The sequence below is a fragment of the Microcoleus sp. S1D4 genome (assembly GCF_036700765.1).
In the GTDB taxonomy this organism is placed as follows: Bacteria; Cyanobacteriota; Cyanobacteriia; order Cyanobacteriales; family Microcoleaceae; genus Microcoleus.
On sequence record NZ_JAUBPP010000050.1, the window covers coordinates 1 to 11,829 of the forward strand.

Annotated in this window: 12 protein-coding genes; 9 read left to right on the forward strand and 3 right to left on the reverse strand. The window is 47.6% G+C overall.

The features are described from left to right. Nucleotides 1–202 precede the first annotated feature (202 nt). Complete coding sequence (locus tag QT998_RS26970; protein ID WP_333118883.1) at nucleotides 203–2,275, reverse strand: iron uptake porin; 2,073 nt, start codon at nucleotides 2,273–2,275, stop codon at nucleotides 203–205. 311 nt (nucleotides 2,276–2,586) lie between these two features. On the opposite strand from QT998_RS26970, the gene QT998_RS26975 reads away from it, so the two are divergent. From QT998_RS26975 to QT998_RS26995, 5 genes are all read left to right on the forward strand, one after another. After that, nucleotides 2,587–2,916 carry a hypothetical protein gene (locus tag QT998_RS26975; RefSeq protein ID WP_333118882.1) on the forward strand — a complete coding sequence of 110 codons (330 nt, stop codon included), beginning with the start codon at nucleotides 2,587–2,589 and terminating at the stop codon, nucleotides 2,914–2,916. A gap of 270 nt (nucleotides 2,917–3,186) precedes the next feature. Beyond that, nucleotides 3,187–3,360 (forward strand): hypothetical protein, encoded by a 174-nt coding sequence (locus tag QT998_RS26980; protein ID WP_333089839.1) that lies wholly within the window; start codon nucleotides 3,187–3,189, stop codon nucleotides 3,358–3,360. A 6-nt stretch (nucleotides 3,361–3,366) separates the two neighbouring features. Next, on the forward strand, nucleotides 3,367–3,555 hold the full coding sequence (locus QT998_RS26985) for a hypothetical protein (protein WP_333089841.1): 189 nt from the start codon (nucleotides 3,367–3,369) through the stop codon (nucleotides 3,553–3,555). A gap of 42 nt (nucleotides 3,556–3,597) precedes the next feature. Next, complete coding sequence (locus QT998_RS26990; RefSeq protein WP_333089842.1) at nucleotides 3,598–3,735, forward strand: hypothetical protein; 138 nt, start codon at nucleotides 3,598–3,600, stop codon at nucleotides 3,733–3,735. A 196-nt stretch (nucleotides 3,736–3,931) separates the two neighbouring features. Next, nucleotides 3,932–4,309 carry a hypothetical protein gene (locus QT998_RS26995; RefSeq protein WP_333089844.1) on the forward strand — a complete coding sequence of 126 codons (378 nt, stop codon included), beginning with the start codon at nucleotides 3,932–3,934 and terminating at the stop codon, nucleotides 4,307–4,309. Between the two features lie 199 nt (nucleotides 4,310–4,508). On the opposite strand, the gene QT998_RS27000 is transcribed toward QT998_RS26995, so the two are convergent. Next, nucleotides 4,509–6,566 carry a hypothetical protein gene (locus tag QT998_RS27000; protein WP_333118880.1) on the reverse strand — a complete coding sequence of 686 codons (2,058 nt, stop codon included), beginning with the start codon at nucleotides 6,564–6,566 and terminating at the stop codon, nucleotides 4,509–4,511. 526 nt (nucleotides 6,567–7,092) lie between these two features. On the opposite strand from QT998_RS27000, the gene QT998_RS27005 reads away from it, so the two are divergent. Beyond that, on the forward strand, nucleotides 7,093–7,323 hold the full coding sequence (locus QT998_RS27005; protein ID WP_333089847.1) for a hypothetical protein: 231 nt from the start codon (nucleotides 7,093–7,095) through the stop codon (nucleotides 7,321–7,323). Between the two features lie 88 nt (nucleotides 7,324–7,411). On the opposite strand, the gene QT998_RS27010 is transcribed toward QT998_RS27005, so the two are convergent. After that, nucleotides 7,412–8,833 carry a CHAT domain-containing protein gene (locus QT998_RS27010; protein ID WP_333118878.1) on the reverse strand — a complete coding sequence of 474 codons (1,422 nt, stop codon included), beginning with the start codon at nucleotides 8,831–8,833 and terminating at the stop codon, nucleotides 7,412–7,414. Between the two features lie 643 nt (nucleotides 8,834–9,476). Here QT998_RS27010 and QT998_RS27015 point away from each other — a divergent pair. From QT998_RS27015 to QT998_RS27025, 3 genes are read left to right on the forward strand one after another with little or no spacing between them, the layout of a single operon-like run. Next, complete coding sequence (locus QT998_RS27015) at nucleotides 9,477–10,121, forward strand: hypothetical protein (protein ID WP_333118875.1); 645 nt, start codon at nucleotides 9,477–9,479, stop codon at nucleotides 10,119–10,121. Nucleotides 10,122–10,151: 30 nt separating this feature from the next. Beyond that, nucleotides 10,152–11,102 (forward strand): DUF1822 family protein, encoded by a 951-nt coding sequence (locus tag QT998_RS27020; RefSeq protein ID WP_333118874.1) that lies wholly within the window; start codon nucleotides 10,152–10,154, stop codon nucleotides 11,100–11,102. 29 nt (nucleotides 11,103–11,131) lie between these two features. After that, nucleotides 11,132–11,776, forward strand: a complete 645-nt coding sequence (locus QT998_RS27025) for a hypothetical protein (RefSeq protein WP_333118873.1) — start codon at nucleotides 11,132–11,134, stop codon at nucleotides 11,774–11,776. Nucleotides 11,777–11,829: the final 53 nt, after the last annotated feature.

Genomic DNA, 11,829 nt, shown 5'->3' on the forward strand with positions numbered 1-11,829 from the left:
AAAATGGTTGATACGATAATTGCTGTGGCTCTTGACTTAATTAATCCGAAACATCTTAAAAACTGGTTTACTAATTGGTGCTACTGTACCTCATAACATCCGGAAGTGCTGTAACAACTGACAACTGACAACTACCAACTGACCAATAACTAAAAGCGGCAGTCGCCTGCCGCTTTTAGTTTTAACTAGATATCAGGAAACCTTAGAAACTAAAGGTTGTCCGCAGGACTCCTACCCAGATATCGTCATTATTTCTGTTGTTTTCGGGATTCAGAATCACGTAAACGCCCGGTGTCACCGCAATAAAGTCATTAACTTGGAAGCGATAGAAACCCTCCAAGTGATAAGAGGTGTCGCGGTCTCTGGCGACATCGCTTTCAGTAACTTTTGGCGGGATGCCGGCGATAAAACCGAGGAGGTTTCCAGGTTTACCAAAATCTGGCAGCGCCAAGAAAACAGCACCGTTCTGAACAGTAGCGTCATTGTCTGCGCCCCGTTCTTGGTGAGCCTTGGTGTAACCGTACCAACCGCCAAGCTGGAAGCCGCGGCTGGGTTTTAAGTTAAGTTGTACGCCAAAGTTATCTGATGCGGTGGATGTTTGACCGAAGGGGCGGTTAGCCAAGGAACTGCCAGTACCGCCCATGATGCCAACATCACCACCCCGATTGTATTTCCGGGTGTAAGTTGCGCCAATGTCAATAACTTTGCCCAGAGAGAAGTTTAGCTGACCCAAAGCGCTGAAAGAACCGTTGAAAACGCCCCGGCCGTCGGCTGGGTTGGGAGAGTCGCCGTCGGAGGCAAGATAGGCAACTGTGGCTTTCACTGGGCCCAAGTTGTATTTGATAGCAGCGCCTGCTCCTTCGGGGCCGCGGAACACTGCCGGGTTGTAACGTCCAAACCTGGATAGAGCACCGTTGCCGCTACTTTCCAAGGGAGCAGTCAGCTCGGCAACGTCATCGAGCCTCAGTCCTTTCGGGCCCAACCATACTGTAGCGTTGCCTACCGGAAAGCGATACCACACTTGATCGAGGGAGAATTGGTTGCCGTCTTCGCCGTCAATGGCGAGGCGAGCCATGTTCGTACCGGCGGTGTTGGCTGTACCGTAGTTGGCGATGTTTCTAGCTTGCAAGCGGGTTCTGAGCAAGTCTCGACCGCTGAAGCTGGTGTTGAAGTTCAACCGCACCCGGTAGCCGAGGTTGGTGGCCGTTTTGTCGTCCCGCAGCCCAACACCATCTCCGAAGGTGTCGCTGGCGAGAAAAATGGCTTCTCCTGAGAGTTTGGTTGTGGTGGAGAACTGGTTAGCTTCTAGTTCTGCGGTGCGAGCTTCTAGGCCATCTACTCGTCCGCGCAGGGTAGCGAGTTCGGCTGCAAATTCTTCTTGCAGGCGTTGCAGGATGGCTAAGTCGTCTTTGGTGACGAAGGTACCTGTTGACGAGCTAATTAGTTTGGTTACTTGGTCTAAGCAGGCGTTGACGCCGGCTGCAAATTCGTAGCGAGTCAGGGCGCGGTTACCGCGGTAGGTGCCGTCGGGATAGCCTGCGATACAACCGTAGCGTTCGACTAGGGATTGCAGGGCTTGGAATGCCCAGTCTGTCGGCCTTACGTCGGATAGTTGAGAGACCGATGTCACCTGGGACATGGTTCCTGACTGTTGTGCCGGCAGGGCTTGGGGTGTTGCTGGGACGATCGGGCCGCCCATTCCTCCGGGTACTGTCTGAGCAATTTCTACCTTAGTAGCTGGGACAGTAGCTGGGGGGAGAGCGGCGGCAGCCGGTTCTTCAATTTTTGCAGCCGTGTCTGTGGGGGTGCTTTGCACTGCCAAGTCTGATGCTTGGGGCGACGGTTGGGCTGTGTTCGCTGCAGCCACGGGTTCAGTCGCTGCCGCTGTGGTGGCGGGGGCGATTGCGATTGGGGCTGCTGAGTCGATGCCGCTTTCTGCTGTTTGCAGTGCTGCTGCGCTGGTTTCTGGTTCAATTTTTGCCAGTTTTTCCGGCTGTTTTTGTGCGTCGTCCGAGTTGGCGATCGGGGTTTGGGCCGCCGGAACGATGCTGTTTAAAGCCAGCTTTTCTGGGGCGGCAGGGGCTGCTGCAACTGGTTCTGCAACTAATTCTGCAACTGATGCTGCAATTTTTGATTCGGATAACTTTGCTGTGGCTAGCTGGTTGGCTTCAGCGGTTGCGGTCGCTTCGGCTGCTAGGGCTGCGGTACTGACAACTGATGATAGCCCCAGAATAGCGGGGGATACTAGCAGTAAATTCCAAAAAGTTCTGTTCATTTTCCTCACACCTTCACACTCTATTCAACTCGATCGAGAATTCCCAACTTGTAATTTTTGTGGTTGCTTGTCTGCTAAGAATAACTGCCAATATAATAGAACCTCTCCATAGCTGCTGACTCACAGTTGGGGTGTCTAGTTTCCGCTTGAACGTAGGGGCTGGGCTTTTCTACGGCAAGGGCATCAATTCTGGTCAAGTCCACATTACATTACGGTTGATTATACCATCACCGGGCGACGTACCCACACGCTATGCGAAGCATACAGTCTGGGCTTCCCGTTTCAACCGCCGCTGCCTCTACCATTTTTGAATGATGTTGGTCTTATGCAGCGTATGGAGGTTTGACAAGCCATCTTGTCCTCACTCCCATCGCACGGGGTGCGTGCGATCCGGGCAGACTCCCTACGCCCCAAGGAGTTCATCCCATCTCTCGATCGCCAGACTTGCTTTAATTGCTGTAGCTGCGATCGATAATTGGTGGTGCGGGTTCGGCCACAATCTGCCTCAAACTGACTGCTACCCTGAGTCTTCGGTTACGCCAGACTTAATAGACAGTTATCAGGATAGGATCGGGGCTGCTTGTCGCCTCCCTTATACAGCTTTCGAGCCAAATATGTCAAGCTTTTTAACCTCACTTTAAACCCTGCGACCTTTGGCGGGGCGATTTTCGGGCCTGCTGGGAGCCAGCAGGCTTTCATAACTCGTAGATGTACCCTAGAAAAGCCAAATTTCTGGCTTGACCAATTTGGCTTTTCTGACTATCCCAAGAGTCGGGACTCGCGCGGGCGATCGTCATGTTTGAGACAAGCTGTCGCCCGGTTTAATTAACCACTACTTTAACACAATTTTTGGGTGTTCTGAGTGCGGCTGCAATTGGTGTTGCTTAATATCCAATCGCGCCGAGAATGCTGTGTTGCTTGAGATACAAACTCTACCCAAATTTTATAGCGATTTGATGGCTGTTTTTGGCGTAGGGCGATCGCAGGAATTTAATGCTAAGCTGGCGAAAATGCACAACTCAAAAATAGTGCTGTCGGAACAAAAAAACCAAACGCTGTGGGTGGAGATTTTAGTAAAAGAATGAGTGGTTATGGAAGATTTTGGTATTATTATTGCCTGCTGCGACCAAGATTATCTGTTTGCTAAGGATTGCTGTGCTAGCATCCGGTATTTTTTGGGAGATGTTCCCATCTGTCTGTTGATTGACGGTACGTTTTCCGCGAGTGCTTTGGAGAAATCCTACGGCGTGCGAGTAATCGATCGCACAACGGTTTCCTAAGAGGTTCTCAGGAAAAAAAGTTTTGGTTGGAGCAAAACTAAGATGATTGCCTTTTGGGAAAGTCCTTGGTCAAACTTCCTGGTTTTGGATGCCGATACCATCGTCTGGGGCGATGTTCTCAAGTTTGGTAATTTTAAGAAATCTGATTTGATTGTAGACCAACCTTGTCAGGAAAATTAGGATGCAGATATTTCCAAACTTTTATTTGACATTCCTGGTGTTGAGAAGTATTTCCTCAGTTTTAGCTGGTCGAAATATCGAGCCAATTATTTCTGCAGTGGTACTTTTTTGCTAAGTGCGGCATTTTAATTAGAAAGAATACGTAGAAATTTTAGATTTTACGGTTGCAAATTCGGGGATATTTAAGTACGGAGAAATGGTTTTTTTAAACTTTATGATTTTCCGGGCGGCCGGGGAAAGTCGGCTGCGGGTGCAGAATGTGAATATGCAGTTTTTGGTGCCGGATTTTGACCGGGATTTGGTGAAAAAGCGGTTTTTGATGGAATCAAGCGGGCCTGTAGGCGATCGCGCCTCGGCGACTGTGATTCACTGGTGCGGCCCGAAGCCGAGTTTATCAACATCTCAAGTTTACTCGGAACCGATGAATTTTTGCTGCCGCAAGTATCAGGAGGATGTTTGGAACTGCAGGGGTTTGGTGGCTGAGATGTCGCTGCAATTTGAGGATTTGCAGCGATCGATCTACGTGTACAAGAATAAGTTTAAGAAGAAGTTTCGGCAGTTGGCTGGTAAGTAGATAAAAAGTTGGGCGCGGGGGGCGATAAACCGGGAATATTCTGAGATTTCTCGCCTCCATTTCCCGATTTTTTTGCAGTAATACCAAATCAGGGTTAGCTACCAACTACGATTTCTGACCGATTACTGATTTGGGAATTTTTTAACCGCAGAGAACGCAGAGAACACAGAAAAAGAGAAGAGAGAGATAAATGCAGGGTTCACTCATCCAGGGGCAAAAGGGGGCCGGCTGGGGGCAAAACTTGGCGGTGAACGCTGATTTTGTGACTTTCTCGCTGAGTTTGCATTTCTACGGCGATCGCCTCAAATTCGACTTCCATGCAGCCGTAGGGAATTTCTAACTCGATGCTCGATCGGACATTTCCCAAGCCGTTAGGTGTAAATTCGGTAATCCAGCGCGGCCCGTCGAGAATCAGGTAGCTTTGTCGATCGAATACCCAAACTTTCACATAAATCCGGGGCATCAATTCCGGTAGTTGCACTTTCACTGTTACAGCTTGGCCCGCGAGGATTTGGGCGCGCGGCAATTCTAAGACGGGCATCGGTACTAACTCGTCTTCTGGCAAAACGTAGGGAGTTGGCCCAGTTGATTCTTCGAGTTTTGTGGTTTTTTGAGCAACTTGTTTCGGCTGTGGGGGCTCGTCAAAAACTACAAATTCTCTGGATTCCGGGCCAATATATTTGGGCTCGGAAATTGTTTTCCCGATCGCCCGTTGCTGCTGGGTTGGGCTGCTTTCTTCCACTACGGCTATGGCGTCGCTGCTATTGGCGGCTTTTGGAGTTGGCGACAGGGTGGTTGCTTTGAGCCATTCGGGGGATTCGCCGTTGCTGGCTAGGGAACTCAGTCGCGACCAAAATCTATTCTCGACGTTTAGGGTTTGAAATGCCTGTTTTGAGGCTGGTGGCGGGGTTTCTGGGGCTGTTGTTTCTGGTTCCGGGGTGTTTTCGGGTTTTTTGTCGATCGCTCGATCTTCGGCCGTTTCTGCGGCTGTTGGGATGTCTGAGGGTTTGGTTTGTGGGTCGATCGCCCCGGCGACTGTTTGACGGGGATTGGAGATTTCTTCGAGCAATTGCGATCGGCTGCCCTCGGGCAGTTTGTTACCGAATGCGGGCAATTCTAGACCGCCGGCACTTGCGGTTGGGCGGGAATTCAGTTGAGGCGGTAAGGGCTCGTTTGTTGAGACTTCGGCCGGGGATGGAGACTCTAAAGATTTTTCTACTAGCTTGAGAAACGATAAATTTGTGGTCTTCCGAGGCTGTTTTGAGGCTGTTGGGGAGAGTTCGGCTTGATGCTTTTCTTCGATGAAATTTTCTTTGATTACTTCTAGAAGGTGCTCTAAACGGGCGGTTATTGTAAATAGTTTGGTGGCTAGGGGAACGCCTCCGCTGCTGAGTATTGCTTCTCCTAAAATTAGGCGACTTTTGCACTCGCTGGGGATGTAGGTGACGCAGGCAAAGATGCAGGGGGGAGGTTGTTCTGGCATCTGCTGCTGGATTTGGGCGAGTATTTTTGAGGTTTGGGGGTCGCGCAGGTAGATTTGTATTTCTGCTGAACCGATGAGTTTTTTGAGTTCTTCTGTTTGTGATTCAGAGATGAGAGTTGCTTTTTTTCTGGTTGTTTGGGGTGGTTGGGAAATGTCGATTTTGCCGGAAATGACTAAGGGGCGGCCGAGTTGGGTGACGAAGGTTTCTCGATCGAGTATGAGTTCGAGTTCGAGTTTGACTGGGGGTTGGGGCGGAGGCGGAGGGGTGGTTTGGGGATTGGGGAATTGGTAGATTTTGGGAGGCTGCGGTGGGGCTGGGGGTTGGGTTGCAGGACGATCGACCGGTGCTGCGATTTGTGAGTCTGAGGGGATAGTGGCAGGTTCTGAGGTGTCGATCGTCGGCGGTAGGGGTTCGGAGGTTTCCGATTCTGCGGGCAATACTTCCAATTGCACGCCGTACTGCCAAGGTTTTGCTGGTGTCGATCGAGGATCTGGCAAGCAGGAGAGTTCCCACATTCCCGGTTTGAGTCTGGTGTAGGGAATGATCACGACTAATCCTTCGGGGTTGGTGCGTGCCGATCGGCTTTGGACTTTCCGCTGCGGGACTACTCCCTCGAAGGATGTGTAGGTGACGCGAATTTCGATGTCGGTGTTGGGGTGCTGGATGCGAGCAACGACGCGGTATTTGCCTTCTAGAATTTCCACGTCGGCGGTTTCTAGGGGCAACCAGGCGCGATCGCCTTCTTTCTGCAGTAAAAATTCTAGTTTTTTCATATTTGTTTCCCCCTGGAAGCGTCCCGCTCGATTGGTCGCAGGTTGGTGGTGGTTGGTTGAGCGACAGCTACAGATATTTTAATTACATTATCAGAAAACTGGGTTTAAACCCCCGTCCCTTCGGCAAGCTCAGGGCAAGCCTTTGAGGACGGCTTTTAATACTGGAAAACTTTTTCAGGCTTGACAGTATTTTCCCTAAGTCTAGTACACTAGAGATAGATACAGGTAGAATAACCGCTAGCACGGCGAGCATCCAAAACGACTGGCTCGAAAACAATAATATCTCGTGGGTAGCGAACACCACAAAAACATAGCTAGGGTAGCCACCGCGCACCCATACCAGAAAACTCAAAAACTTAGTAGTTAGATGTACGCCAATGGCATACGGGAACCTGGGAAGTGATTCCTTAACGCTTGGGGAGACAAGCCCTCTGGGGCTATTCAAATTAGACTCGAAACTTCGTTCAATCGGACGGGTTTTTGGTTTAAATATTGCCGAAAGGATGGATAGTTTAAAGGTGTGTCAGTGAACCAAGAATCCCCGCGCGTTCACGCGCCCGGAGTGTCAAGTTGTACAGCCTATCATCTGTTTCGGTCAAGAGGCGCGCTCGGTAGAGTCCCGCGCCGGACTCAGGCTTTGCCGTTTCTCTACAGGTATAGTTGCATAAAATTATGGCGATCGCGATCGCCGATCGGGCAAAGTCTAGACATTGGGCGCGCCTCATCGGCGATCGGCTGTGCGGCCCAAAAGATTTAACTTTTTGGGCTGGCTAAGAGCATCCCCCCACAATATTTTCAATAAACTTATTGTCAAACCAGCCCAAAAGCCTGTTACTTTCTCTCACCTACCAAGGACTGCCGATCATATTAAAAGCTGCCCAATAATAAGGATGCGATAAATCTTTGCTGTCGAGTTTAGGGATAGACAGAGGTAAAAAAACTTCGCCCCTAGAGCTTTGCAATTGACCGTTATTTATGGTTAATTTACCTTCTATCGCAGCAATTTGTGCTTCCCTGAGAGCTTCAGATTTAATAATAGGAGGATCTTTCGGCTTGTTGACTTTTAAGCGCTCGTAAAACTCGCTCATCAGCGCCAAAGTTCCCGCATCGCTGACGTACCACAAACTGGCGAGGGCAGATTTTGCTCCCGATTGCAGCGCTAAACCGGCAAATCCGAGTTCTGCTTCTTTGTCTCCCAAGGCGGTTCTGCAGGCGCTCAATACTAACAGTTCCAGAGGCGGATTGTTCCATTTTAAATCTCTCATTTGATCGAGTCCGAGTCTGGTGTCCCAAAATTGAATGTAAGACTTATTGGGAGCTCCGGGGCGGAATTCGGCGTGGGTTGCGAGGTGGATGATGCCGTATCTTTGTTGCAGGCGCTGCGATTGCAAGTTTACGAGGGTAAAATCTTCGTTGAGAAAAGATTTACCTGGCCACTCTTGGACGATCGTCCTTAATTCTAACGGGACTGCAGGTAGCGGTTGTTTGTTCGCCGTTTCCGAGAAAATAGATGCTCCCATTGCTAAGACTTGGGTGTTTTTGAGGTTGCCGTAGTTAGTGTTGGTGAATTTGAAGGCGGGGATGCGGGCGAGGCTGTATTTTTGGATCAGAAATTGCTTTCCGTCGTGCATTGCTGCTAGGGGTACGGTTCGCAAACCTTCGCCAACGCAAAACAGCAAGGTTTCAATTTTTGCTATTTGCAAATCTGTTTCTAGGGGTGCAATTATCCATTGATAAAGTTGTTGGGCTCCTTCTAAATAGCTGGTTGTGCTGAGTTTGGCGGGGTTGGTGATTTCGCTGTTGAATTTTTTGACTGCTGACAGCAATATTTCTTGTTTGGCGGATGGGACGCTGCGGAGAATTGGCGGGCGATCGGGCAATATTAAAATTAATTCGAGTTGGTCTGTGCGCGGGATGGCGTAAATTAAAGCTGGTTTTTTCTTGGTTTGAACTGCTAGACGGGAGAGGGTTTTTGATATTGCTTCGGCGGTTTTTTCACGGGCCCCAAAGTCTTGTTGCAAGTATTTTTGATAGTCTTCTTCCCAGTCTTGTTCGATTCTGGTGACGGCTTCGGTGAGGTTTCCGCGATCGAGCAAATTTCTCATTTCTTGCCCGTTAAGCCCACCTGGGGCTGGGTTTTGGGCAATTGTAGGCAGGTTCGCGGTACTCCAACAGAAAAATATTGCTGTCAAACAGTAAAAAATAGCTGTTTTAAGTTTTTTGGGAGTCGCGTGTTTTTGAGGCTGCTGCGGGGATTGTTGGTGCATGGTTTTGGGGCAGTTATACCATTTTTGATTTGCAACGATTGAGAATCACTGACTGAAGCTGCATTTTTTTTGCAGTGGTATTAACGGCGCATTTGGCGACAGCATCTTTTTCGGAGTGTAATAAGCGTTTTTGGGAGTGCGATCGTCCTGTGCTGGCGAGCTCGATTATAGCATTCAAGACAAATGCCAAATATTTCCCGTAGCGTGTGCCGCCTTCCCTGCCGCTCGATCGCCCAAAACCAACCCCAAACATCTGCTGTAGGGTGCTTAGGAACGAAAATTTAATAACTTAAACACCTCCTACAGTCCTCTCTCTATCCTCTAAGCCTTCCTCGCCTCAGAAGCATTACCAGGCTCTTCCTGGTAAGTAGCAACAAGCCTAATCTCTTCTGCATGAAACGTCGGCACTGCTGGATTCCTGACGCACCACCACCATTGACAGCACCCAAAAAATTGCGAGTTATGTAAAGTTTTGTAACTTTTGCAGAAGTTTTGCGTAAAAATCCCAGATCCCGACAGATAGACAAATAGAGGGCTATGCAGGAGGATGCGCGCCAGTCAATCTCGATCGGCTTGTTAACCAATCTCCGGCGACCTGCATCCGCTTTGCCGACTATTTTTTTGAGTACCCTTGGAATAAGAGATGCCTACTAAGGATGAAATTGACGATCGGCTCAAACAGCTAGCTATAGCTGCTCAAAATCACCAACCTAAAACTTTAGGGCGACAACTAGCTATGACCAATTTTATGGCGGAGGTTGAAAAATATAAAATCGTTCACTCTCCCAGAAATACAAAATTTACCCCCGAAATTTATCGGGCAATTTGTGCAGAAGCCAAATCGGACTTGACGTTGCGAATTTGCCGCGAAATTCACAACTATCGACCGGAGAAGACAGTCAGCCAGTGGGTAAACTTCTTGATGCTTAAATGTTTTCAGGAATCTACGCCTAAAGTTATAGGTAAAAAAGAGTTTTCTATTGAATACTGTGGAGATATGGATCGAGTTTTTAATCAAATACAAAAGCAACAATTGCAAAATAAATTTTGTCAACTTGAAGCTGCTTTGAGCGATATCATCCTAGAAGATCCGGGAGGTTTTTTTGAAGGCGAAGTGATGAAAAAGTACCCGCACGTCAATTTTAAATTTTTGTTGGTGAAGAAAGTTATAGAAGATAAAAACTGGCAGGATGTATCCAATCAATTAGGAGTCAACGTTTCTAGTTTGAGCAATTTTTATCAGAGGTGTATAAAGAAATTTACACCCAGATTCAAAGAATACTTGTAGAACATTATGTACCAAAAGCAGGGAGTAATCATGAATAACACAGAAGTTGATTTAGTTTTGACAATGCCGATCGCCCCAGCAGCGCACCTGAGCGCTCAAAAGCTCTCCCAGCAACAAACAGACCCGAAAAAAGCCAAACAGGTTTATCTAAATGCTTTGGCTGTACACGCAGTGGATTTTTACTTTCAGTGTATGGAAATAGACACTGATTTGGCTGCCAGCAATATCTGGAATCCTGTCATCCAGAAATTCATGGATGTTGCGGATTTGGAGGTCAAAAATCTTGGCAATCTAGAGTGCCGCCCTGTACGTGAGGGTGAAGAGTTTGTCTCGATTCCGGCAGAAGTGCGATCGGACAGAATCGGTTATGTTGCCGTGGAGATAGCCCAATCCCTCGAAGAGGTGAAGTTGCTGGGATTTGTCAAAAAGGGCGATCGAGAAAAAGTTCCAATTAGCAAGTTGGAGTCGATCGAAAACCTGCTAGAATACCTGGACGAACTCCAGCCAGAATACTTGGACGAACTCAAACCAATACATCTCATTCAGTGGTTGCACAATGTTTTCGACATCGGCTGGGAGGCCGCCGAAAAAGTGTTTGAATCAAGACAAAAATTCCAGTTTGATTTCAGGAGCACCCAAACTTTAGAAAATAGCGATCCTGCTAATGATGTTACTCAGGTTAAACGCATAAAAGCCGTAGAATTACAACCCGGAGAAAGAGTTAATTTAATGCTGGGAATAATGCCAACCAATCATGGAAATTTTGATATTTTGATAGAACTTTGTCCGGCAGAAAACGAAATTATGTTGCCCGAAGATGTAGAATTGATAGTGTTGGACGAGCGAGGAAAAAGTTTGGTGCAAGCGAGAGCAAATAAAACCGATAGCTTGCTATTCAAGTTGAGTGCAGAACAGGGAGAACAATTTAGCGTTAAAGTTGCTTTGGGTGATTTCAGCCATAGTGAATTGTTTTTCACATAATCATCAATTATCCATAGGGGGTAAGTGTTATGAGCAAGTTAGTTTATCTCAAATTAGATGGCAATTTGCCAAGCCAAGGTTTTCGAGTTACCTTGGAAATCAAAGAGGATGACGGCGAATCCTTGGCTGATATTACTAGCATTTTACCTGCAAATCCCGAGTTAGCAGTTTTAGTAAATCAACATTGGTCTCAAAAATATCGCTCTTTGGGAATGCCTTCCCGGAACCATAAAAAAAGAATTTTTCCAGCCTTTTATTCTCTAGTAAGAGCGGGTAATAAAACAAATTCTCGCTCCAAATCTTTCTCTTGGCGAGTTAAGCTTAAAGAAGCAGACACTAGAAGTTCCTTGAAGAAATGCCAGGAATCCGGCCAGCAACTAGCAGCAGCCATGAATATGTGGCTGAAGTCAGAACAGTTTAGAGAAATTGATACGCGACTCAGAGAGAAATTAAATGATCGTGAAGATATTAGGGTATTAATTCGCACCGAAGATCCGAACTTGCACAAATTACCTTGGCATTTGTGGGATTTGTTTGACAATTTTCCGAAAGCTGAACCGTCGCTTGGTCAATTAAACTTTGTTAAACTACAGTTTCAGAAACCTCTCCGCAAATCAAAGGTAAAAATTTTAGCTATTTTGGGAGATAGCCCTGATAAGCTGAGACGCAGCTAGATTGTATAATATAAAAAAATAAGCAATCATTAGTTATAGTGTATGCCAGCCAA